Source organism: Pseudobutyrivibrio sp. MD2005 (assembly GCF_000621865.1).
Classification (GTDB): Bacteria; Bacillota; Clostridia; order Lachnospirales; family Lachnospiraceae; genus Pseudobutyrivibrio.
In genome coordinates, this window is sequence record NZ_JHXE01000014.1 from 62,757 (window position 1) to 84,634 (window position 21,878).

Annotated in this window: 20 protein-coding genes and 1 riboswitch; of the genes, 3 read left to right on the forward strand and 17 right to left on the reverse strand. The window is 39.0% G+C overall.

Going from position 1 to position 21,878, the window contains the following annotated elements; all coding sequences use genetic code 11:
• Nucleotides 1-48 precede the first annotated feature (48 nt).
• The 3 genes from T498_RS0106005 to T498_RS0106015 form a co-directional block, all read right to left on the reverse strand.
• Nucleotides 49-1,896, reverse strand: coding sequence for a subtype A tannase (locus T498_RS0106005; protein WP_028235129.1), 1,848 nt, complete (start codon nt 1,894-1,896; stop codon nt 49-51).
• 129 nt (nt 1,897-2,025) lie between these two features.
• Entirely contained in the window at nt 2,026-2,886 is an 861-nt protein-coding gene (locus T498_RS0106010) for an MBL fold metallo-hydrolase (RefSeq protein WP_028235130.1), read from the reverse strand.
• A gap of 122 nt (nt 2,887-3,008) precedes the next feature.
• Complete coding sequence (locus tag T498_RS0106015) at nt 3,009-4,976, reverse strand: fructose-bisphosphatase class III (protein WP_028235131.1); 1,968 nt, start codon at nt 4,974-4,976, stop codon at nt 3,009-3,011.
• Between the two features lie 203 nt (nt 4,977-5,179).
• Here T498_RS0106015 and T498_RS0106020 point away from each other — a divergent pair, with 203 nt between their 5' ends.
• Nucleotides 5,180-6,103, forward strand: coding sequence for a carbohydrate kinase family protein (locus tag T498_RS0106020; RefSeq protein ID WP_028235132.1), 924 nt, complete (start codon nt 5,180-5,182; stop codon nt 6,101-6,103).
• Between the two features lie 43 nt (nt 6,104-6,146).
• Here the strand turns inward: T498_RS0106020 and thiC are convergent, their stop codons facing one another.
• Genes thiC through thiE form a run of 7 tightly spaced genes read right to left on the reverse strand, consistent with a single transcriptional unit; the run spans nt 6,147 to nt 11,782 of the window.
• Complete coding sequence (thiC, locus tag T498_RS0106025) at nt 6,147-7,454, reverse strand: phosphomethylpyrimidine synthase ThiC (RefSeq protein ID WP_028235133.1); 1,308 nt, start codon at nt 7,452-7,454, stop codon at nt 6,147-6,149.
• Between the two features lie 12 nt (nt 7,455-7,466).
• Nucleotides 7,467-8,720 carry a 2-iminoacetate synthase ThiH gene (gene thiH / locus T498_RS0106030; RefSeq protein ID WP_028235134.1) on the reverse strand — a complete coding sequence of 418 codons (1,254 nt, stop codon included), beginning with the start codon at nt 8,718-8,720 and terminating at the stop codon, nt 7,467-7,469.
• A 9-nt stretch (nt 8,721-8,729) separates the two neighbouring features.
• A complete protein-coding gene (locus tag T498_RS0106035) occupies nt 8,730-9,497 on the reverse strand; it encodes a thiazole synthase (RefSeq protein WP_028235135.1) in 768 nt (255 codons plus the stop codon).
• A gap of 20 nt (nt 9,498-9,517) precedes the next feature.
• The gene (thiF, locus tag T498_RS0106040; RefSeq protein ID WP_036977979.1) at nt 9,518-10,162 is read right to left on the reverse strand and encodes a sulfur carrier protein ThiS adenylyltransferase ThiF; all 645 of its coding nucleotides are present in this window, start codon (nt 10,160-10,162) and stop codon (nt 9,518-9,520) included.
• Entirely contained in the window at nt 10,155-10,349 is a 195-nt protein-coding gene (gene thiS, locus T498_RS0106045; protein ID WP_028235137.1) for a sulfur carrier protein ThiS, read from the reverse strand. Before thiS ends, thiF begins: the two co-directional genes overlap by 8 nt.
• Before the next feature lie 15 nt (nt 10,350-10,364).
• Nucleotides 10,365-11,156: a bifunctional hydroxymethylpyrimidine kinase/phosphomethylpyrimidine kinase gene (thiD, locus tag T498_RS0106050; protein WP_028235138.1), complete on the reverse strand. Its 792-nt coding sequence runs from the start codon at nt 11,154-11,156 to the stop codon at nt 10,365-10,367.
• Nucleotides 11,153-11,782, reverse strand: a complete 630-nt coding sequence (thiE, locus tag T498_RS0106055) for a thiamine phosphate synthase (protein ID WP_028235139.1) — start codon at nt 11,780-11,782, stop codon at nt 11,153-11,155. The genes thiD and thiE overlap by 4 nt, the downstream gene beginning before the upstream one ends.
• A gap of 97 nt (nt 11,783-11,879) precedes the next feature.
• Nucleotides 11,880-11,985: riboswitch (TPP riboswitch) on the reverse strand.
• A gap of 223 nt (nt 11,986-12,208) precedes the next feature.
• On the opposite strand from thiE, the gene T498_RS0106060 reads away from it, so the two are divergent.
• On the forward strand, nt 12,209-13,255 hold the full coding sequence (locus T498_RS0106060; protein ID WP_028235140.1) for a hypothetical protein: 1,047 nt from the start codon (nt 12,209-12,211) through the stop codon (nt 13,253-13,255).
• Between the two features lie 224 nt (nt 13,256-13,479).
• On the opposite strand, the gene T498_RS0106065 is transcribed toward T498_RS0106060, so the two are convergent.
• Together T498_RS0106065 and T498_RS0106070 are read right to left on the reverse strand one after the other, a co-directional pair.
• The gene (locus T498_RS0106065; protein WP_028235141.1) at nt 13,480-13,983 is read right to left on the reverse strand and encodes a beta-galactosidase trimerization domain-containing protein; all 504 of its coding nucleotides are present in this window, start codon (nt 13,981-13,983) and stop codon (nt 13,480-13,482) included.
• Nucleotides 13,961-14,215, reverse strand: coding sequence for an extracellular solute-binding protein (locus T498_RS0106070; RefSeq protein ID WP_028235142.1), 255 nt, complete (start codon nt 14,213-14,215; stop codon nt 13,961-13,963). The genes T498_RS0106065 and T498_RS0106070 overlap by 23 nt, the downstream gene beginning before the upstream one ends.
• A 325-nt stretch (nt 14,216-14,540) precedes the next feature.
• Between T498_RS0106070 and T498_RS0106075 the strand changes: the two genes are divergently transcribed.
• Nucleotides 14,541-15,635, forward strand: a complete 1,095-nt coding sequence (locus T498_RS0106075; RefSeq protein WP_028235143.1) for an acyltransferase family protein — start codon at nt 14,541-14,543, stop codon at nt 15,633-15,635.
• Between the two features lie 5 nt (nt 15,636-15,640).
• On the opposite strand, the gene T498_RS0106080 is transcribed toward T498_RS0106075, so the two are convergent.
• The 5 genes from T498_RS0106080 to T498_RS0106105 all read right to left on the reverse strand — a co-directional run bounded on the left by T498_RS0106080 (nt 15,641) and on the right by T498_RS0106105 (nt 21,779).
• Nucleotides 15,641-17,374: an ABC transporter ATP-binding protein gene (locus T498_RS0106080; RefSeq protein ID WP_155951027.1), complete on the reverse strand. Its 1,734-nt coding sequence runs from the start codon at nt 17,372-17,374 to the stop codon at nt 15,641-15,643.
• 2 nt (nt 17,375-17,376) lie between these two features.
• Nucleotides 17,377-19,161, reverse strand: coding sequence for an ABC transporter ATP-binding protein (locus T498_RS0106085; protein WP_028235145.1), 1,785 nt, complete (start codon nt 19,159-19,161; stop codon nt 17,377-17,379).
• Nucleotides 19,162-19,343: 182 nt separating this feature from the next.
• Nucleotides 19,344-19,901, reverse strand: a complete 558-nt coding sequence (locus T498_RS0106095; protein WP_330372232.1) for a class I SAM-dependent methyltransferase — start codon at nt 19,899-19,901, stop codon at nt 19,344-19,346.
• A gap of 255 nt (nt 19,902-20,156) precedes the next feature.
• Complete coding sequence (locus T498_RS0106100; protein ID WP_028235147.1) at nt 20,157-20,795, reverse strand: class I SAM-dependent methyltransferase; 639 nt, start codon at nt 20,793-20,795, stop codon at nt 20,157-20,159.
• Between the two features lie 66 nt (nt 20,796-20,861).
• Entirely contained in the window at nt 20,862-21,779 is a 918-nt protein-coding gene (locus tag T498_RS0106105) for a LysR family transcriptional regulator (protein WP_028235148.1), read from the reverse strand.
• Nucleotides 21,780-21,878 lie beyond the last annotated feature (99 nt).

The following is a 21,878-nucleotide window of genomic DNA, read 5'->3' on the forward strand; positions in this document are numbered from 1 at the left end:
TTTTAAATAGATAAAGGCGGCCATATGGCCGCCTAAACTATATCTATTCTATTGTTCTGCCAAGCATTCATTTACCCATTCAATAAAGTTAGCAGTTGAATCTCCTGTTCTTTCTGCTGTTGTATGTTGCATTCCCCAAACTGTTGTGAAATCTACATCAATATCCTCAGAGTAATTTTCAAGAGCAAGAGCCAGATTAGCCTCTGTATTGACAGCTGTGTCACTCTGCCATAATCCTGTGTTAATTCTGAAATACTGAGCAACTGAAGAACTTTGATATCCTTCTGAACTAGAGAGTAAATAGTACATTGGACTATACATATTCAAACGAACATCTACAGTATTTCCAACCGAATCTGTCTTAGTTAAATCCTCGGCATAATCTTCTGCATAGTCAGAACCAATCTCTTCAAGTATGTCTGCAAGGGCTGAATCAAAGTGTGCCCCTTCTCCATCGCCATAGCCAAAGAGTGTATTCTCGCCTTGTCCACCATCTAATTGGTCAAAAGCACCAAGCTCTTTAGACACATTTTTAACTGCTGCTGCAAAATCAGAAACGCTTGTTATAGTCGCAGTATTTGTCTCCTCATCATAGGTTACCCAAGTTCCATTTGCATTTAAAGCGTCAATGTAATCCTGTACCGTCTCATAAGTACCACTTATTGTAATTCCTGAAGTGGTCTCTGTACGAGAAATATCATCAATTGCTGTATAGTCTGTCTCTTCACTAGCATCAGTAGATTCGGTGTCTTTGTCTGGTCCTCCAAATCCTTCCATACCTTCCGGAGCATTTTCTGGATCAAAATCACCCCTGTCACCACCTGGGCCGCCCATGCCGCCACCTTGTGATGATGCATCAGCATCGTAAGGGAATTCTGTATCCTCAAGGAAATTATTCAAAGATGTTTCTATTACATCCTTAATATATTCATAATATGTGCCAGCCTGATATCTTCCATCCTCTGATTCTTCCAATGTAAGAACATTTCCATCTTCATCAGTAAGCCCAAGTGCATTAATATAGTCTGCATAGTAGGCTGTGAGAGAATCAGATATTTCCTGTTCTTCATCTGTTAAATCTGTACGAGTGTTGCCCATATTCCACTCATATGCAGCATCTGCACTATCTAAATTTGTAATTGGACACCATGACTGCGAACCCATTACTGCATCAGAAACACCCATTACTGCTCCGATTTCTTCAAGATATGGGTCATACAAAGCTGAATCACCTGTAATGCCAAGAAGTGCTGACTGGGCGCCACCACCAGACATGCCAAGTGTAAATACACGTTCCATATTGCCTGCAATGTTTCCATCATTGTAGCGAATATATCTGATTGCAGCTTTTAAATCTGTCACACCAGCAGGTGCGCCTGCATCACGACCACGACAGCCTGCAACTACAAGGATAAATCCCTCACTAGTGTAATCTGAAACTGAACCATATCCAAAATTAGAATCATACTCCGTAGGTGCATCCATTGCTGCATAGCCTGGAGTATTTACTGGAAGTGCTATAGGAGCTGTAGCTGCTGTGTAATTGCTACTTCCAGCTGTATTGTCGTAATTAATCTCACAAGTATATGTACCATCACCATTATCAGTAGCATTCATATATTCGCCTGGAACATATACAGCTAATGTCTCATAGTTTAAATCAGCAGGATTCTCACAATACTGAATTCCTATCTGATAATAAACATTATCATCCTCATTGTAGAGCCACTTCGTGTTATCAATTTGAGCAAGATTGGTAACAATCTCTGAGCTATCAACTGATGATTCAGCCGAAGTCGTAGTTGAATCATTAGAGCTTGAGGTCGCTTGCCCACAAGCAACTAGAGAAAAGCTCATCATACCAGCCATTGCCATCTTAAATAATCTTTTCTTCATTGAATACTTATACCTTCCTTTCAGAATTTATAACCATTCACCCTTAGATAGCATTTTATATACAGCGATTTCAATTAACAATTCCAATCATGCCCACCATTAATTCCAAGCAGGAATTAATGTTTTTCATTACCTTTTCTTTGAAAGTAATACGCTTCTAGCCTTATCTTCTGTATCATCTTCCTCATCATATCCATCATAAGGCGCATCAGGATCCGAATACTTTTTTGAAAAAGGCTTACATATCTCATCAATATGGGCGAAAACAAAATCAAGATTATCCGTCCATCCTGTATGGCCAGTAATCACTGAAATATGATGATTTCTGCCTCTAATGTTTTGCTCAAGCTTATGAAGTGACTCCACCGAAAGCTTATTATCCTCAGCTAAGGTACTAATAAAGCTATATCCACCATCGGCCCCAAACCAGATTGTATCACCTGTAAACAGGTACTCATCATCAATCAAATAAACCATATGCCCCCATGTATGCCCAGGCACCAAAATGCATTCTATTTTTATATCATCAATATAAAAGACTTCTCCATCCTTCAACAGCTTCTTCTCATTCGGCATCTTCACCATCGGAAGCTTATAAAAGCCTCGAAATACTTTTCTACGAATTTCCCCAGTTAGATATCTATTTTCAATCTCGCCAATATAGACCGTCGAATCCTTAAACAACAACTCACTATCATTTTCAAGCGCTCCGACATGATCTGTATCCTGATGAGTAACCAATATATGCCTGATATTTGCTGGGTCAATATCCAGCCACCTCATCTTCTCTTCCAGCTTCTCATAATTGTAGCCAGCGTCAATCATAATAGTTGTTCCATTTTTCGTGTAAAAGAAGATATTTGCAACCCACTCTCTTACACACGCTACACGCTCATCAATCCTGCCTGTATTTAGCGGTTTGAATATTGCTTTCCCTCTAAATAAAAGGCTCATTGATTTCTTTTGATGTTCTGAATCTTTTCTAGCCATAAAATCTCACCCCTTTATTTAATTTCGAACGTGAATATTCTACCACTACATGTTAGTTATGTCTAACTGTTTTCTGTCAACAAAAAAGATAGGAATCCGAAGATTCCTATCTCAAAACTCTACTATGCTTCTACCAGCACACCGGTGCGGTATGCTTCAAGTAGTTCTTCGAGCTGAGCAATTGTTTCTTTTATGCCCTGCCCAATATCAGTGTCGGCAACAGTCTTACGTCTTTCCACATGCTGCACCAAAACTGTGTCAGAATGAATATCACTACCTGTCTCTACTGCCTTTTCAACAGATTCAAATGGCTCATGTGCAGCAAGCAGGAAGCCATATGAATTATATGTAAGAGTGTATCCAGCGATTCCAGTCTTTGGCTGATAAGCTTTTGAAAAGCCACCATCAATTACAATGAGACGTCCACCGCATTTGATTGGAAGTTCACCCTTTTTAGCCTCAACAGGAACATGTCCATTAACAATACGGCTATCTGGAGAATCAAGCCCAAACTCTTTTAAAATCATGGTCACTGTTTCGTCTTTATCATACCAGGTATAGTATGGATTCTTTTTTTCGACATGAGTCTCTTTATCCTCCACAAAATACCTTTCAAAGGTAGCCATTTTATCCTTGCCAAACACAGGCGAATTTGCGTGGCACCATGTATACCAAAGCATGTTCATGCCTCGTTCCTTCTCGACTGGATCTATAGCATAATAGCCTTGGCGAAGCAGTTGCTCAAGAGCATCATAAAGTGCCTTGCCCTTGTATTTCTTCCCGCATAACTCCACCTCTTTCAGCTGGCCATTATCGTCAAGTGGTACGCAGCCATGGAATAACAGGTTGTTGTTATATGTCTTGTATAAGCTTCCTTTTCTGTATAAAAAGCTTACATGCTCCTGCAGCTTTTCGCAATTGATAAAGCCGATTCGAAGCTTTTCCATTACTTCTGCCTCCTCAGCAGATAGTGCATATGGATCTTCTGGATTTAGTGTTGGGAAATTAGTATCAAGTAGCTTGTACTCCTTATCGTTTATACGAACTACACCTTTTTCCAAATCCATCTTGTCAAGCAATAGTCTATCTTCCATATGAAGTTCTGGATGCTGCTTTATTAGCTGGCCTTCAATTTTAAACTGAATTATAGCCATTGCTTTATGCATTTTCCTATCACATTCAGCATTTGAAAGATCATACTCTCCTTCTCGATAATGAAGCTTAAAGCAGTCGCAAGGGTCATTTTTGTATGCCTCAACAGCAAATCTGTAAAGTGGAAGCAAATTGATTCCATAACCATCTTCAAGAATGTCCAGATTGCCATATCTTGCTGAGAATCTAAGCACTGTCGCTATACAGGCAAGCTGTCCTGACGCTGCTCCCATCCACACAATATCGTGATTGCCCCACTGGATATCCACGCTGTGATGTTTCATAAGAGTGTCCATGCATTTATGTGGTCTTGGACCTCTGTCATAGATATCTCCAACAATATGAAGATGATCTACAACGAATCGGCTAATCGTATTTGACAAAGCAACAATAAGCTCTGGTGCTTTTCCTATACGAATTACTGTATGAATGATTTCATTGAAATATGCCTCTTGATCTCCATGATCTCTTCTTCCAGTAATTAATTCTTCAATGACATAGGCAAAATCCTTAGGCAGAGATTTTCTCACCTTGGAGCGAGTATATTTGCTGGCTGCCGATTTGCACACCTGAATAAGACGATTAATCATCACCACATACCAATCGTCCATGGAATTGCCCCAAGCAGATTCCTTTATCATTCTAATTCTTTCTTCTGGGTAATATATAAGAGTAGCTAAGTCACGTTTCTCTTTTTCAGAAAGCATATTCCCAAACTCTTCGTCAATCTTTCTTTTTACAGCGCCTGAGCCATTTTTGATGACATGGGCAAACTGCTCATCCTCACCATGAATGTCAGATAAGAAATGCTCCGTAGCCTTTGGCAAGCTCAGGATTGATTGTAGGTTGATGATTTCTGTAGCCGTTGTAGCTACATTAGGAAATTGCTTTGACAGAATTCTTAGATATTGCTCTCCATAATTTTGCTTATTTGGCATTTTTTCCTCCTATTACTCCCCTCTTTATCTCAATTATTGACGATTATAACTTTAAGTGCAAGTACTGAATAATGTGCAATAATTGCTAATTTGTTAACACAAATTAAAGATTTTGTGTTTTTTTTAGGAAATTCAGCATAATATAACGATAATAGTATATTATTGTAATGAAGTGCGAACATATATTTAAGGAGAGGCACATTATGAGTAAATTTATCGTTGCTGGAATTACTCAGCTAGAAACAATCGTTAAAGTAAAAGAAATTCCAATTAAGTATGTACCTTATACTGGAGAAAGAGATACTATCTATGTTTCGGCTGGAGGTGATGCTTTCAATGAATCTCTTGCACTAAAATGGCTCGGTAATGATGTTGAATTCATGACTGTCGTTGGTGAAAAAGAAGATTTAAGCATCTTTAATCCTCCTGATCGCGAGGTAACTCTTTCCACCAAATACGCTCTTCCTATTATCAAGGAAACGCCTATGGAGGTCCATCTTTATGACGCCAGAAGAAAGTCTCAGTGCTTCGAAGATTTAAAGGACATCCGCGATGCAAAATATAATATGCTATTGGTTGATCCTTTGGTTCCAGAATGCGATATGATGGTTCTTTCAAATGTTAACTTCTGCAGACCTTTCATAGAAAGAGCTATAGATTATAAGAAAAAGCTTGCTGTTAAGATTCATAGCTTCAAAAGAGAGAAAGAAATTTACAATGAGGATTTCTTAAAGAATGCAGACATTCTTTATTTCAATGATAATTCTATTGAAGAAGATCCTTATGATTTTGTAAAAGAAATGGCTGAAAAATATGACCCTGAAATTATTCTGTTAGGTCAGGGTGAACATGGTGTGGTAATTTACGATAAGAACAAGGATTTTACCGCCCACTATGATCCAGTTCGTTCAGGACAGATTGTAAACACAGCTGGCGCCGGCAATGCCCTTTTCGCCTGCTTCTTGCACTACTATTTAAAGACACAGGATTCAAAAGTTGCGATCCATAAAGCATTACTCTTTGCTGCTAACAAAATTGGCTACATGGGTACCTCAAATGGATTTATGACTGAAGAGCAGCTTGAGCATTGGGACCAGTTGATTTGGAACCCAAGAAATTCAATGTAAAATATAAGCCCATGGTCGAAAGGCCATGGGCTATTTAAATGCACTATCCTAGAATATCAATGTACTCTCCTGCCAATGCCTTGTTCATGCTTCGAACTGCACAGAATTTTCCACACATAGAGCATGTATCATCAAATTCAGGCGAACGGTCTGCTCTGATTGCTTTGGCTGTTTCAGGATCAAGCGAGCATTCCCACTGCTTGTCCCAATCAAAGCACTGTCTTGCAGCGGCCATGGCATTGTCCTGATCCATAGCATGAGGAATATGTTTTGCAATGTCAGCTGCATGAGCTGCAATTTTCGATGCGATTATTCCCTGCTTTACATCATCAACATTTGGGAGAGCCAAGTGCTCTGCTGGTGTAACATAACATAAGAAAGCTGCGCCAGACTGAGCTGCGATAGCTCCGCCAATTGCAGAGGTGATATGGTCATAGCCCGGTGCAATATCTGTAACAATCGGTCCTAGTACATAAAATGGTGCGCCCATGCAGATTTTCTGCTGAATCTTCATATTTGCTGCAATTTCATCCATTGGCATATGTCCAGGGCCTTCCACCATCACCTGAACGTCCTTTTCCCAAGCTCGCTTTGTAAGCTCTCCAAGACGAACCAGTTCTTCTATCTGACACACGTCAGATGCATCAGCCAAACATCCTGGACGGCAGGCATCTCCAAGTGAAATTGTAACATCATACTCACGGCAGATATCAAGAATCTCATCATAGTATTCATAAAATGGGTTTTCTTCCCCTGTCATACACATCCATGCAAACACAAGCGAACCTCCACGAGACACGATGTTCATTTTACGCTTATGCTTCTTAATCTGCTCGATTGTCTTTCTGGTGATTCCGCAATGAAGTGTGACAAAATCCACGCCATCCTCTGCATGAAGCCTTACCACATCGATAAAATCCTTTGCTGTAAGAGTTGCAAGATCACGCTGATAATGGATTACGCTGTCGTAGATAGGCACTGTTCCAATCATTGCTGGACATTCTGATGTAAGCTTTTGTCTGAAAGGCTGAGTGTTGCCGTGGCTGGACAAATCCATGATAGCCTCTGCCCCCATATCAACAGCTGCCATCACCTTTTCCATCTCAATATCATAATCTTTACAGTCGCGACTAACACCAAGATTTACATTTATCTTTGTGCGAAGCATACTTCCTACACCCTCAGGATTGATGCATTTATGATTAATATTTGCAGGTATTACCACCTGACCTTTCGCAACCAGCTCCCTGATTTCCTCAGAAGTACGGTACTCCTTGAGTGCCACCTGCATCATTTCTGAAGTGATTATCCCCTTGCGAGCCGCATCCATCTGTGTTGTATATTCTCTCATTATCTTTCTCCTCTAAACATATATATAATCGTTAAATACTGGCTGTAAGCCTTCATCTGAAATATCGTTATACATTTTAATTAAGCTTCTGCCATCTGATATTTCAAACTGCTCATCTCCGGCATCTTCATCCACTTCTTTTCCTGCGTACTTTTCCTCGTGGTCACCAATTCCAGTTGAAACACCTGCTGACACCTTTGTTGCCGCAATCTTAACTATTCCATTTCTAAATTCAGCAGTCTCTCTAGATGATACTGTTATGCCCACAAATGGAAGGAAAATCCTGTAAGCACAAAGTATCTGGCAAAGCTGCTTTTCCCCAACGTCAAGTGGGTTGATGGTATCATTATTTATGATTGGTCTTAATCTTGGGCATGATAGTGACATTTCTGCATAAGGATATTTTCTCTGCAGAAAGTACACATGAAGGGCTGATGCAAGGGCATCCTTTCTAAAATCGGATAAACCTAAAAGCGCTGAAAAAGCTACACCCCTCATTCCCCCCATCAGTGCTCGCTCCTGTGCATCAAATCTGTATGGCCAAATCCTCTTATTTCCCATGAGGTGAAGTGTCTCATACTTATCAGTATCGTATGTCTCCTGAAATACTGTGACATAATCAACTCCACACTCATGAAGATATTTGTAATCCTTTACGTTTACAGGATAGATTTCTATGCCAACCATCCTGAAATACTTACGCGCAATCTTGCAGGCTTCGCCAATGTACTTCACATCAGATTTGCTAGGACTTTCACCTGTAAGAATCAGAATTTCTTCCATTCCACTGTCAGCAATTATCTTCATTTCGTGCTCTATCTGCTCCATAGAAAGCTTCAGGCGATTGATTTTGTTGTAGCAATTAAAGCCACAGTAAACGCAGTAGTTTTCGCAGTAATTTGCTATATATAAAGGTGTAAATAGATATACCGTATTTCCGAAGTGCTTACTTGTTTCAAGCTTTGCTTTTGCTGCCATTTGCTCCAAGAATGGCTCCGCCGCTGGTGATAGCAAAGCCTTGAAATCTTCTATATCACACTTACTTTTTGCGAGGGCTCTTCGCACATCTGCAGCTGTATATTTACTGTAGTCAAAAGATTCCATTTCAGACATGACATTCTTGCATACATCAGACTCTATCACGTCCATCCCTGGTAAGTATTTCATATGATCGATTCGGCAGCTTGGATCTGTCTCAAGTCTATGCTTTTTTTCAAGAGCTGTGGCTGTCAGCTCGTCACTATCAATAAAAAACTTATTCTCCATGTCAGCCTCCTAATGCAAAAATCCTGTAAGCGGATCTGATGCTGAAGCACCGCGTGTTAGTACTCTTCCAAGCCCAGCAAGATAAGCTTTTCTACCAGCATTTATAGCGTCCTTGAAGGCTGATGCCATAAGAGTTAAATCTCCTGCTGTGGCAAGTGCCGTATTTGCCATAATTGCTGCGGCACCCATTTCCATTGCTTCGCAAGCCTGAGATGGTGCACCAATACCTGCATCTACAATTATTGGAAGATCAATTTCGTCTATTAAAATCTGGATAAATTCTTTTGTAGCAAGTCCTTTGTTTGATCCGATTGGAGAAGCAAGTGGCATAACTGCTGCTGCACCTACATTTACAAGCTCCCTTGCCACATTTAAATCTGGATACATATATGGCAGAACCACGAATCCTTCCTTGGCAAGGATCTCTGTAGCCTTAATTGTCTCATAGTTGTCTGGTAGTAAATACTTGCTATCTCTCATTATTTCAATCTTTACAAAGTCGCCACAGCCCAACTCTCTTGCGAGTCTTGCAATTCTAACTGCTTCCTTTGCGTCTCTTGCGCCACTTGTATTAGGAAGAAGTGTTACATTCTTTGGAATGAAATCCAAAATATTCTCCTCTTCTTTTGTGTTAGTACGGCGAACTGCAAGAGTGATTATTTCTGCGCCTGCATCTTTAATTGCCGCATCAATTAATTTCATTGAATATTTTCCAGAACCCAAAATAAATCTTGAATCGAATTCTTTACCACCAATTACTAACTTATCTTTTTCCATTTCATTATTCCTTTCACATTTTAAGGCGTCTCACACCCCATAAGAAATCGCAAAACCATATGTGCTTCATGGGCGGCGCATACCATTACTCGGCTAGCCACCAAGCCAATTCCATCATTAACATCACTCACCCCATCGCCGCTGATATAAAGCCTGCCAGATACTTTTCGAGTTGCAATATCATTGGCGCTGCCAAATCCAGCCATGCCCGAGCCCGCTATAATAGGCTTGTCTTTAAATCCCTCTAACACAGCGTTCACAAGCATTGATTTGCACCAAGCCTTATCAAAAGCTTCGCACACAATATCTGCATCTTCGATTAACGTATATACGTTATCTTCTGTTACCTTAGTGTTATGACATTCAATACTAATGTATGGATTTATCTCTAACAAATTCTCTTTTAATGCCTGACATTTTGGCAGCCCCACCTGGCTTGCCTTATATTGCTGCCTATGTAAATTAGTTACATCTACATCATCAAAATCTATCAGTATCAGCTTCCCAATTCCGGCTCTAGCAAGACAGATTGCTATATTTGAACCAAGTCCTCCAAGGCCACAAATTGCCACCGTTGCATCGCTAAACTTACGCTGATTGTCGGCTCCATGACGTTCTTCTAAAGCCTGATAAAACTCTTGTTTTGTAGGAATCAAATCATCCACCTCCCACAAAACTAACTACCTCTAAAACATCATCGTCCTTGAGAATAGTATTGATATAATCAGCTTTTGAGACTATTTCTTCATTAAGTTCAACAGCGATAGTTCTTTTGTCATAATTCATTGCAGTAATTACTTCTTCTACGCTTTTGCCCTTTAATTCCTGTTCAGTTCCGTTTATAAACACCATAGGCTTCTCCTCCCTTTACACTAAGCTAAACATCCCTACCATATGATTAAGTGGTCCATGACCATGGCCCAAATCCAAATCTGCAGAAATGGCATTTTCAAGATAACGCTTTGATCTTGAAATTGAATCTTTCAAATTGTAGCCAAGAGCAAGGTGTGATGCTATGGCACTAGAAAGGGTACAGCCTGTACCATGAGTATTAGGATTATTAATCCTTTTTCCCTCAAACCAGGTAATTAGCCCTTTATCAAACAGCACATCGTTTGCATCAGCAACACTATGTCCACCTTTAACAAGCACTGAACAACCATACTTAACTCCAATATCTATAGCTGCATTTTCCATATCATCCCGGTTATTTATTTCTCTTCCAGTTAATACCTGAGCTTCTGGAATATTTGGTGTAATGACTTTAGCAATTGGAAACAGATATTTTGCCATAATATCTTTTGTGGAATCCTTCATAAGAACACTTCCACTGGTTGCCACCATAACCGGATCAACCACCACATTTCTACACTTGTATTCCTTCAGCTTCCGTGCCACCACAAGAACCTGCTCGGCAGATGGCAGCATGCCGATTTTTACACTATCTGCTTCAATATCCGAAAGACAAGAATCGATTTGTGCTTCAAGCATATCAAGGCTTGTTTCCACAACCGAATCAACTCCCAATGTGTTTTGTGCCGTAAGTGCCGTGATTGCAGTCATCCCATACACTCCAAGGCTTGTCATTGTTTTCAAATCCGCCTGAATTCCAGCGCCCCCGCTACTATCACTTCCCGCAATAGATAAGACTACTTTCATCCCCTAATCTCCTTAAATTTTGCTTTCATTTCTTCTGCAGCTTTTCTTGGTGAATCAGCTTTCATAATTGCCGAAACTGCACACACTCCAGCAATGTTTATTCCCCTCAAAACATCCATATTACCTGGATTAAGACCTCCGATTGCATTGACCGGTATTGGTACCGCATTTACGATATCATTTAACGTTTCCACTGATGTGATTATCGTTTTAACCTTTGTTGTTGTAGGGTAAATCGCCCCAACTCCCAGATAATCAGCCCCAGCATCATACGAAGCCTTAGCCGCTTCCACAGTCTTTGTAGTAGCACCAAGAATCTTATCCTTTCCAATAATCCTTCTGGCCGTCGCCAAATCCATATCCTCAGCTCCCAAGTGCACCCCTTCCGCATCAACTGCCAGCATAACATCCACCCTATCATCAATAATCAGTGGAACATTATATCGACTGCTGATTTCACGAACAGCCTTCGCCAGTTCAATATACTCACGAGTCGTTCGGTTTTTCTCCCTAAGCTGCATCAAGGTGACGCCCCCTTTTAGCGCTTCTTCAACTCTGAACAAAAACTCATCTACATCGTAGCTTGTGCTGTCAGTTATGAAATAAAGCCTACTATCGAATTCCATTATTCCTCCTTTTTTCACGTCGTTTCTATTCTTACTTTGCACTGAATAGAAACAAAAAACGGAAGCCACCTGATTTCTCAAATGGCTTCCGCATATAATTCAATATTAATCGGCGTCCCTACGTTGGCATTATCCAAATCAGGTTCTCGGTCGAAGTTCACAACTTCCTCTCAGCCTGTCTACAAGCTCCCGTTTCATATTTAATTCCCCACCATAATGCTACATTTGAGGTAAAATTGCAAGCACTTTTTTGATTATTGAATAAAATCATTTTCTCAATAATATTATTTGACTAGGCTTTGCAACTTTGAACATTCTGTTAAATAACCGTGTACTCCGGCATTATCCTTATAATTCATGCTACTATTAAGAAGTCCCGTATAACCAGGCAGTTGCCTACCCTATCCTTTTATAGGAGGTATTCGTATGAACAAAAAAATAATTGCTTTATTACTGATTGGATGTCTGTCCACTTTTATGGCTAGTTGCAAAAATACTACGGATGACACAAATACTGCTACAAAAGAAGAAAGCTCTACTGAGTCTGCTGAAGTAGCTCCTACTGAAACAAAAAGAGATTTAGATTCCATAACACTTAATGATATCAGTATAGCAAACGCCCAAGAGGAATTATTTAAGCGTCATGATAGCATTTCAGTTCAGGCGATGGTTGTTCCCGATAGCACATACAATTTCCAGGCTGAACTCTATACTTTTAACTCAGTCTATAACTACGTCACAAAAGATTATGTATATTCAAATCTAGACTATGAAGGCCTGTATGATGATGACGATAGTATCTCTCAAGATTCAATCATTGCTGGGCATACTGGCATATTTAAAAAAAATCTATCTAATGGTGGATCTGAATATGCTTACTCATGGTATGCAATGAACGATGATGATACTCCGCTTCCTGCATACAATGCAGTTACATTTTCCACAGTTCAATTTAATGAAAGCTATAATGAAACCTTAACTGGAATAGACGATAATGGCGATGGAACAATCACAGTTCACACCACAGTTCCTTTAAATGAAACCCCTGAAGTACAAAGCGTTCCTGACAATTTTGAAAATGCAATTATGAACTATGCCTATGTACTAGATTATGAGACATTGGAATGCTTATCATTAAAATGCTATATCAATAACAACAATGAAGAAATATCATTTTTAGAAGAAACTGTAGAATATGACGTAGCCCCACCTGAAGTCTGCGAAGAATTAGTAGAAAAACTAAAGACTACCGATATCATCGGAAAAGATGATAATAACAGTCGTACTATAACAGTTATTTATGATCCTGGAACTGATCAGGAAGAGACCTTCCAAATTAAGGTAGATAACAACTATAGAGTATATACTATTCCAAAAGATGGCTACGAATTCTATAAAGATCCAGAAGGCAAAGAGCTGCCTACAGCAGGAGACGGGAAGTCAGATTCCACATTATACGCATTGCCACAGTAAAACATTCATAAAGGAGCCGTATATCCGGCTCCTTTTTGCTGCTTCGTTGCGATTATTAGGGTATTTCTGTAAAAAAACAGTGCTTATTGCTATATTTGCAATTCGCACTGTTTTTTTCCAAGTCCAGTTCGCCACTTGGGCAAAAAACCTTGTTATTTTCATTAAAATTTTTTAGCTATAGTTAATTTCAAGCTATTATTATCATTAACTTCCCGATAAGGCTATTAATCCTCAATCAAAATAGCTGTGCCCCAGTCTAAAAGACTGATAGAATCGCCCTTTACATAATGCATGCCTGTCACAAGATTCTTTACTGCATCCCATGGACATGAAAACGTTGTTTCATCCTCCTGATAATTAAATACAAAATGCAAATTCTTTCCATCACGAGTCTTTAGGCTGCGAATTATAACAGGGAAGCTAAAATCCTCTAGCTTAACATCAGCTAGTTCTGCCGCCGTCCTAACTTCAGACTTAAGTATATCCTTGTGGCACCAGCAACCAATATAGATTGCAGAACCTTTACCGTACTTATGTCTTGTAATGCCTGCGTACTCGCCCCAGTATTTGTGCTCATAGTAGGTGGCCTCAGTATCTTTACCAGGGATTAATAGTTCCTGCCATACATCTATTTCCTTGTCTAAAAGCTTTGCCTTTCCAGGACGTGTAAACTGCTGATAATACATTCCAGCATCAACAGACTTTTCAAATAAATCTAAAGCCTTCAAGTGAACCCTCAATAAAGCCATAATCTGCATAATCATCAGGATTTAACTCAGCGATCAAACCAGCATCTATAACCTCATCGAGGAATGATGGCTGTCCCCATACATTGATTAAATCTGGCATATCTGAGCCAGATGCATAAGCCTTAAACTTTGTCTTGTAACTCTCATCATCGAGTTCTTCAGTTTCAATTATAATATCTGGATTTTCTTCCATGTACTGATCAAAAAGCATCTGCTCGATATAACCTTGTCCGCTTGTACGATCTGGAAGATTTGAGAATACCTTGATTACAGTTTTGCCTCAGCATTTTTGTCCCCTGAAGCTGAGTCTGAACTTCCACATCCAGTGATAAGTCCTGCTGCCATCGTTGCGCAAAGTAACGACCTTGGGAAATGGATTCCTTAAGAAATGGATTAAAAGTTAATTTAATATTGAAATATATTAAAAAGGCTGCACCAGGCAGCCTTTTTACATGAAATCAATATATTCGAAGACGCAGCTAAAGCTACTATGGTATAATTAGTTCGAGAGGTTGCATATTTTGGGGGAGGTGTTTATGGCCGTATATTTGGTATATCCACTACTATTATTCTTACTCTTTTACGGTTCTAAGCTGTTGAAAAGAGGCGAATGGAACAGCAATTATCTATCTTTTGAGCAAACCAAGGCCTTTCTAGGCTTTTGTTCAGTACTCATTGTTTTTCATCATATTTCCCAAAAGACTTGTGATCACTATCTTGACCAGTTTTCTGTAGAGCTCCGACCTGGTCTTGAACTCTTTGTCTTTGTTGGATACCTGTGTGTTGCCATGTTTTTCTTTTGTTCAGGATATGGCATGTACATATCATCTCAAAAAGGCGATTCATTTTTTAAGCATTATTTTAAAAAACGTATCCTTCCTCTTGTAATCCCTACTGTATTCATGTGGCTTATATTTTTCTTTATCGAAAAGTACAGGGGTATGACCATCAAGCCTCCTGTCTGGATTAATGTCTATGATTATATTTGGTTTGTGCCAGCAATTATATATATGTATGTCGTTTTCTACCTTTGCTTTAAGCTAATAAAAGATCAACGACTCTCTTTTATTCTTTTATGGGTATGTGTAATTGCATACTTTGTGTTTTGCTGGTTCTTCAGTCCAGGCTCATGGTGGTTCAACACTCAGTTTATGTTTGCCACAGGTGCTATGGTTGCAGCCCATGTCGATAGCTTTACCCAGTGGAACCGTCATAATTATCAGGGTAAGATTGTCTTAAGTCTTGTGATTACACTGATAGGCTTTTTTGCTGCAGCTTATTATGATAAGATAACAGCTATCCTCGGCATGCCATACAGCGAAAATGTATATACTTATGTCAAAATTACCGGGCAGGTTATCAGCTCGCTCACCTTCGTGTGGCTTATGCTCCTTATTGGAATGAAGGTCAGAATCGGAAACAAAGCACTTTTCTTCTTAAGCGCCTTCACTTTAGAGCTATACCTTGTGCATCCGTTGTTTGTGCACCTTTTTTCCTTTGCCTTTGTTCAAAATGATTCCACTCCAGTATTCTATATACACAACCAGATACTTTATATCGCTGCAGTAATCATTCCTGCTGTACCACTAGCTTACGGATTGCATAAAATTGTTGCTAAGTGTCTGAAATAGGCTTTTTAGGCCATCTTCCAATTCTCTGTCTGGAGTTGTGTTTTAATCATATGAGCGTAGACGCCCTTTGCTTCTTTTAAATCCTCTGGTGCTCCGGCCTCCGCTACCTTGCCGTCTTTTAATACCACAATTTTATCAGCTCCATCAACTGTACGCATGCGATGGGCAATGATAAGCACCGTTTTATCCTGAATTAGATGGGATATTGCTTCCTGAATCAAAGATTCATTGTCTACGTCAAGTGATGCAGTCGCCTCGTCCATGAGGATGATTGGCGCATCTTTTAAGAATGCTCTGGCAATGGAAATTCTTTGGCGTTCTCCACCTGAAAGTTCTGAGCCATTTTCACCAATCATAGTATTGTAGCCTTCTGGAAGTCTTTCTATAAATTCCGTGCAATGTGCAAGTTTTGCAGCTTCTATCACCTCTTCATCTGTAGCATTTTTTCTGCCTATTCTAATGTTTTCCATAACCGTGTTATTAAACAGTGTCACATCCTGAAACACAATTGAATACATAGAAAGCAGCGTCTCTGGATCAATTTGTGATACATCCATTCCGCCTACTGTAACCCTGCCTTCTGCTATATCCCAAAAACGGGCAGCAAGGCGAGATACCGTGGTTTTTCCTCCACCACTTGGTCCAATAAGAGCAGTAACTTCCCCCTGCTTTGCTGTGAATGACACATTCTCAAGTACTGTCTCTCCATCTTCATATGCGAATTTCACATTTTCAAAACGAATATCATATCCATTGTTAGTAAGATAATCTGCCCCCTCCTGCTCTTCATGAGATAAAATTTCATCCATACGTTCACACTGTATGCCAGTATTGATTAAGGCTGAAAGATTCTGTAATGAAATTTGGAGTGGTTCATACACCCTTGATACCAAAAGCAGATACATGAAAAATGTGATAACAGAGATTTGCCCAGATATCAAAAGCCCAGAGCCTACTACAGCCACTGTACCAATACCAAGCTTTAAAATCATTTGTGCCGTAACAACAAAAGCTGCGTTAGTAAATTCTAGAACCAGATTGTGACTTTCAACCTTTTTAATCCTACCTGTCAGGTCTTCCATATATGATTGCTGTGCATTATAGGCCTTCAAATCTCTAACTGTTTCAAGTGCTTCCTGGATTCCATCAAGGCACTCCAAATTGTACTTGTAGCCCTTTCTTACTCTTATCCCTACAGTCTCTCTTGATACAAAAACGATGTAGTAGGAAATTGGAAGAACCCACATGGCAGCAATTGTCATTCTCCAATCAATGAAAAACATACTGATTACGATGATAGATGTAGAAATCATGGCTCCTACCAATTCAGGCAGCCAATGGGAGCTTGCAGTCTCAATCTGCGCACAATCATTCATTATTGTTGCTGTCAAATCTGCTATATCTTTTTTCGCAAAAAATGATAGTGGAAGCCTACGAAGCTTTTCTGCAAGTGACCTACGTCTTACACCACTTTCAATGTAAGTAGAATAAAAAGTCGCGTTATACTGTAATTTTTCCGTAAATGCGATAAGAGCTAGGCACGCCAATGAGCCCACTATATAGTACACTCCATGAATTGCCGGTATGCCTCCGTTAAACAAATCAATTGTCAGCATATATAAAATGCCAACGGGAAACATCTGGGCTATGTTTGCAACAGTGCACGCCACAAAGGCCTTTTTCATATCTTTTGCCCCTTGCTTTGATAGGGCATATCTATGTTGTAATCTATCCGTCAAACTCATGATACCTTACCTACCTTCCACTTGATTGATTTATTGTACTCGTGCCACATGTGATTATATGTGCCATCTGCTTTTATAAGCTCATCATGTGTGCCTTGCTCAGTAATTTGTCCATTATCCAGAACGCAAATCTTGTCCGCACTTGTCACTGTTGAAAGTCTATGTGCAATCATGATTACAGTTTTATCCTTAGATAGATTTGCAAAGGCCTGCTGCACCTTTTCTTCATTGTCTGGATCTGCAAATGCTGTTGCCTCATCCAAAATGAGAATTGCTGAGTTTTTCAAGAAGGCTCTTGCTATTGAAAGTCGCTGTGCCTCACCTCCAGATACATATGTGCCCTCCGCACCTATCACTGTGTTGACACCATCTAGCAATTTTTCGATTATGTCCATGCACTGTGCATCCTTAAGGGCCTTCATTACTTCTTCATCTGAAGCATTAGGATTTCCCATTCTAACATTTTCTAAGATAGATGTTTTTAAAAGCTTACTATCCTGAAAAACATAAGATACTTTTTTCATGAGTTCTGCTGAGGCTATATCTTTAACATTTACCCCTCCTATTGATATGCTTCCACTATCTACATCCCAAAATCTGGCAACTAGTGAAGCTAATGTGGTCTTACCACCGCCACTAGGTCCAACGAACGCTATATGCTCTCCCGGATTAATGGATAGATTGATTCCATCGATTGCATTCTTCTTTGCCTCATCATATGAAAATGAAACATTAACAAAATCAATGCTACTATCTTTAGGATTTTTAGGACTAGTCGCCTCACTAAGAGGAGCCACATTCATAAGTCCATGCATTCTATCTAATGCATCCTTAACAATCATCTCACTTTCTCCAGCATAGGCAATTTTCATTAGCGTAATTGTCAGAACCGGCGTGATGATTATATAAAACAGAATGTTAAACAGTACTGTATCAGATACAGATGAGCCACCGAAAATATATGCGCAAATAACAATTGCTGCAAATATACTATTTGCAAATGTTACAAAGCCCACCATCGGCATAGTAAAACTTACCGTATATGCGATAGTCCATTTCTCATATTTATCTATAGCAGCCTTAAATCGCTTGAAGGAAAACACAGTCTGACCAAAGGTCTTTACTACAGGAATGCCTCGCACATATTCAACAGCTTCTGATGTCATTTCTCCTAAAGCATTTTGATACTCTCTCATCGAATCCTGCATCTTTTGTCCCATCATTCCACCCATGCATAAGAATGCAAAAAGCGCAGGAAGTAGACACAATAATCCTATTCTCCAATCAAAATATAGCATCATAAAAATCAGCCCTATAGGTGTTGCATAGCTGACAGCTTTGTCAGGCAAGTTATGTGCCACAAAAGTTTCTGTACTGGCGCTAGATTCAGAAATGGTTTTACGAATTTTTCCACTACCTTCCTGCTCGATGTATCCAAGTGGCAATTTCATCACATGCTCTAGCATTTTTATTCGCATGTTAGACTGAATCCTAAAAGCTGCAACGTGAGAACACATTAGTCCTGCTATATAAATCACCATCGCAAGTGTGGCGCACCCTACAGCCCACCAACCGTTACTTTTGATGTTTACAGCCTGGGAAAAATCAGGTTTTACCTCTACAATTTCCTTGATAATTCGCCATATAAAATAATATGGCATCAGGGCAACAATCGCTGAAATAGTGGCAAGTACCCAGGAAGATATGGCAAAATACTTGTAATTGCCCGCTAAATCTAATAGCTGCTTTACTACTCCCTCTTCTTTCTTTAAATTTTTCATTACTAATCTCTCCTTTCTACAGTCCCAGAATTTTCTTCCATCCAGGAATAAAAAACTCCTTTTTCGCTGCGTTAAGTACTCTTTCATGGCTCAAGCTTTTATCTTTTGGCATCTTCCCCTCCTATTAGTTATCCATGATTACTATTTGGTAGCTAAAAAGAATAAGGAGACCCAAAGGTCTCCTATTTCTTTCCCACCAATAAAGTAGATCCAGAAAGCCCCATCCAGGTTGCTTCCCACTTGCTCATAAACATTCCATTTGTGGTATCGATAAGTCTTACATCCTCATAGCCCATATCTTTAAGCGTCTTTTCAAAAGCTTTCATATCGCCATATTTACCTTTTGACATGATATCGTGGATAGCAAAAGTACCACCTTTTTTTAATGTTCTAAGGGTCTCTAAAAGAATAGCCTGTCTATCTGAACTTGGAATATTGTGGTAGACATAATTGCTTGTTACAACATCAAATGTATCATCTTCAAAAGGTAATTTGGTCGCATCCCCCTGTCTAAAACTGACATTTGACACCCCTTCCGCATGTGCATTGTTTTCGCAAAGATTCCTACTAAATGAAGCATATTCCTTGCCCCATCTATCAACTCCCATAAAAGTCACATCCGGATTTCTTTTAGCGCAAGCGATTGTAAGTGCTCCGCTTCCACATCCTACATCAAGTCCCTTTCCTTCATGAGGTACATTTACATATTCAGCAATGCCTTCTATTATCTGCTTTGACATTTGACGCTTTCCTTTATATGAAAAGGCCCTATGCATTAGAAGCATCCAAACAGACATAATTAGTGACAATACACATAATGTTATAAATACTATGCTTACAACATTTCTTATAGGCTGAGTAGTTATCAATTTAAAATAATTAATTATTCCAGCTATTGCTAACCAAAAAACTCCTACCAAGGCAAATCCATTAATCATCCCCTTGGGCATCCAATTCTTATAATCAACTGTCATCGTATTATCCTTTCTTTACCATTATTTTCTTGCAACTAAATACATCCTAAATCTTTTGCCTGCCTCTAATTTTTCTACTTTTAGCCCTGCATTATTGCAAAAAATTCTTATTTCATCCAATGAATATGCTGATACATCTCCATGTCCCATAAGGTTAGCTATAGGCATTTCTGTGTGATTCATAAACCAAAGAATTAAACTTGGAGCTGTATAATCTTGTAAGATTAATCTTCCACCTGGTCGCAACACTCTCCTTGCACTGTCAAAAAACTTTTGTGGATTAGGGTAATGATGAAAACTGTTAGAGCATATTATTACATCAAAGCTAGCTTCATCAAATGGAAGGCTCTCACAGTCACCCACTATCCAATCAACGCCTTTCAAGTCTTTAGCCTTGGCGACCTCAATCATTTTAGGAGTAATATCTATCCCTGTGTAATGCTTACTTGGATTTTTCTCATATAAAAGAGAAATCATCGGCCCAGTTCCACATCCACAATCTAACAAATCCTGATATTCTACTTTCTCAAGTTCTGCTTCGATATATGGATAATCGTCTTTACACATCTCATAAATCCCAGCATTTCCAGACTCGTAAATATCTGCGGCTTTTGTAAACTCTTGAATTGTTAGTTTTTTATATTCCTGAGCTGTCCTCAAAATAAGTCCCCCTTTCCTTAAATTGGTAAAATCATACCACATTAAGTTAGATTTGTCTAACTTAAGTTATACATCTATATCCTCTATCACATTATATCTTCTTATAAAATCATATAGTGATAAACACATGCCCGAAAGACTTTTCCCTTTTAAACAGGCAATGTAAACAGTTCTTTTTGGTACAGGTGTTGTCTTAATTATTTTCAAAGTACCACGTTCAATATCATCCTTAGCATAGGCATAAGGCAATACACCAATACCAAATTTTCGTTTAGTAAAATTCAGCACCTGATTCATATTTTCAAGCTTATATGTAGGCTGGAAAACAAGTCCGTTTTCTTGAAATAGTCTGTCTAAGTTTTCTCTGAAATTACTACTTTCCGAGACAGATATGGTTGGGTAAGAAAGCAATTCTGACAGTGAATACTCTTTTGAAAAATCGATTTCCATCTCGCTTGAGGCTATAAATACATCCTGTATCTGAAAGCATTTTTCCAGCTGAATATCTTGATTTTTGTGAGCCAGTAAATCTGAAATGATAATTAGTGCAAAATCAATTCGATTTTCTCTCAAATAAGAAAACATCTCCTGTGTAGTGTTTCCTGATATAGACAAATGAACATCTGGATGACGATTTTTAAAGGCCTCAAGACAATCCAAAAAGCCATATCTCAAGCTGGTTTCGGTGATTCCAACAGAAATATTGTTTAATGTCATAGATTCATAATTTTTTATATCTAATTCTGCCTTTTGAAATTCATTAAAGGCTATTTTTACACGATCAAACAAGAGCTCCCCTGACTCAGTTAGATTAATATGCTGTCCGCTTCTGGTGAAAAGCGTTGTACCAAGTTCCTCTTCAAGCTTTTTAATTGTTTGGCTTACTGCGGATTGTGAAACAAACAAAGCCTTTGCTGCGGAAGAAAAGGATGAATATGTAGCAACGTAGAAAAATGTCTTATAATAATCTAAATTGGAAATCATATGTACCTCCCGATATATTAGTTCTACTTATCAATTCATAATTATAAGTAATTTTACTAATGTTTCAAATGTGCTTAAAATAGTATCTATCAAATCGAT

Bases quoted from the DNA above. Each gene is read 5' to 3' on its own strand.
- T498_RS0106005 (WP_028235129.1), bottom strand. From the start codon at position 1,896: ATGAAGAAAAGATTATTTAAGATGGCAATGGCTGGTATGATGAGCTTT.
- T498_RS0106010 (WP_028235130.1), bottom strand. From the start codon at position 2,886: ATGGCTAGAAAAGATTCAGAACATCAAAAGAAATCAATGAGCCTTTTA.
- T498_RS0106015 (WP_028235131.1), bottom strand. From the start codon at position 4,976: ATGCCAAATAAGCAAAATTATGGAGAGCAATATCTAAGAATTCTGTCA.
- T498_RS0106020 (WP_028235132.1), top strand. From the start codon at position 5,180: ATGAGTAAATTTATCGTTGCTGGAATTACTCAGCTAGAAACAATCGTT.
- thiC (WP_028235133.1), bottom strand. From the start codon at position 7,454: ATGAGAGAATATACAACACAGATGGATGCGGCTCGCAAGGGGATAATC.
- thiH (WP_028235134.1), bottom strand. From the start codon at position 8,720: ATGGAGAATAAGTTTTTTATTGATAGTGACGAGCTGACAGCCACAGCT.
- T498_RS0106035 (WP_028235135.1), bottom strand. From the start codon at position 9,497: ATGGAAAAAGATAAGTTAGTAATTGGTGGTAAAGAATTCGATTCAAGA.
- thiS (WP_028235137.1), bottom strand. From the start codon at position 10,349: ATGGTGTTTATAAACGGAACTGAACAGGAATTAAAGGGCAAAAGCGTA.
- thiD (WP_028235138.1), bottom strand. From the start codon at position 11,156: ATGAAAGTAGTCTTATCTATTGCGGGAAGTGATAGTAGCGGGGGCGCT.
- thiE (WP_028235139.1), bottom strand. From the start codon at position 11,782: ATGGAATTCGATAGTAGGCTTTATTTCATAACTGACAGCACAAGCTAC.
- T498_RS0106060 (WP_028235140.1), top strand. From the start codon at position 12,209: ATGAACAAAAAAATAATTGCTTTATTACTGATTGGATGTCTGTCCACT.
- T498_RS0106070 (WP_028235142.1), bottom strand. From the start codon at position 14,215: ATGCTTTTTGATCAGTACATGGAAGAAAATCCAGATATTATAATTGAA.
- T498_RS0106075 (WP_028235143.1), top strand. From the start codon at position 14,541: ATGGCCGTATATTTGGTATATCCACTACTATTATTCTTACTCTTTTAC.
- T498_RS0106085 (WP_028235145.1), bottom strand. From the start codon at position 19,161: ATGAAAAATTTAAAGAAAGAAGAGGGAGTAGTAAAGCAGCTATTAGAT.
- T498_RS0106095 (WP_330372232.1), bottom strand. From the start codon at position 19,901: ATGTCAAAGCAGATAATAGAAGGCATTGCTGAATATGTAAATGTACCT.
- T498_RS0106105 (WP_028235148.1), bottom strand. From the start codon at position 21,779: ATGATTTCCAATTTAGATTATTATAAGACATTTTTCTACGTTGCTACA.